Source organism: Arthrobacter sp. 9V, from assembly GCF_902506065.1.
Taxonomy (GTDB): domain Bacteria; phylum Actinomycetota; class Actinomycetes; order Actinomycetales; family Micrococcaceae; genus Arthrobacter.
The window spans coordinates 1-1,078 of sequence record NZ_LR732971.1 but is presented as its reverse complement, the minus strand read 5'-3'; the positions used below and the strand labels follow the sequence as shown (position 1 = coordinate 1,078).

The following is a 1,078-nucleotide window of genomic DNA, read 5'->3' as shown; positions in this document are numbered from 1 at the left end:
ACGTGAAGATCAGGAGCGACATGCCGTTGCCGATGCCGCGCTCGGTGACGAGCTCGCCCATCCACATGATGATGCCGGTGCCGGCGGTCAGCGTGACGACCATCAGCATGATGGCGTACCAGCTGTCGTTCGAGATGATCGACGTGCAGGAGGCGGAGGCGTTGGTGCCGAACAGGGCGCCGGAACGAGCGACCGTGATCAGGGTCGTGGACTGCAGGACGCCCAGCGCGATCGTGAGGTACCGCGTGTACTGCGTCAGCTTCGCCTGGCCCGACTGGCCCTCCTTGTAGAGGGTGTCGAAGTGCGGGATGACCACGCGCAGCAGCTGCACGATGATCGACGACGTGATGTACGGCATGATGCCGAGCGCGAAGACCGAGAGCTTCAGCAGCGCGCCGCCGGAGAAGAGGTTGATCAGGTCGTAGAGGCCGCCGGAGGACGACGCGCTGGCGAGACAGCTCTGCACAGCGGTGTAGTCGACGAACGGTGCCGGGATGTACGACCCGAGACGGAACAGCGCGATGATCGCGAGGGTGAAGCCGATCTTCTTGCGAAGATCAGGGGTGCGCATGATGCGCGCGACCGCTCTGAACACGATGACTCCGAACTTGTGGGACCGGGGCCGTCGATCGCGGCCGGACCGGTTTCGGTCGGCAGGGCCGACCCGGCTGGCGGATGCCGGCCACTGTCAAGGAAACCGTAACGGCGGCCCGTGCGCAAACGCACGGGCCGCCGACGGGGGTTACTGGGAGACGGTGCCGCCAGCAGCCACGATCTTCTCGGCGGCGGACGCCGAGACCTTGTCGACCGCGACCGTGATCTTCACGGTGATGTCACCCTGACCGAGAACCTTGACCTTCTCGTTCTTGCGGACGGCGCCCTTGGCGACCAGGCCCGCAACGGTGACGTCGCCACCATCGGGGTAGAGCTCCGAGATCTTGTCCAGGTTCACGACCTGGTACTCGACCCGGAACGGGTTCTTGAACCCGCGGAGCTTCGGGGTGCGCATGTGCAGCGGCATCTGCCCACCCTCGAAGCCGACCCGGACCTGGTAACGGGCCTTCGTGCCCTTGGTACC

The 1,078-nt window shown here is 65.6% G+C and carries 2 protein-coding genes; both read right to left on the bottom strand.

Annotated features, from left to right (window positions below):
• Nucleotides 1–595: preprotein translocase subunit SecY (locus tag BACI9J_RS22865; RefSeq protein ID WP_442858670.1), on the bottom strand; the 595-nt coding region annotated here is incomplete at its 3' end.
• Nucleotides 596–742: 147 nt separating this feature from the next.
• Nucleotides 743–1,078, bottom strand: a 336-nt coding sequence (gene rplO / locus BACI9J_RS22860; RefSeq protein WP_159736667.1) for a 50S ribosomal protein L15, incomplete at its 5' end; no start/stop codon positions are given.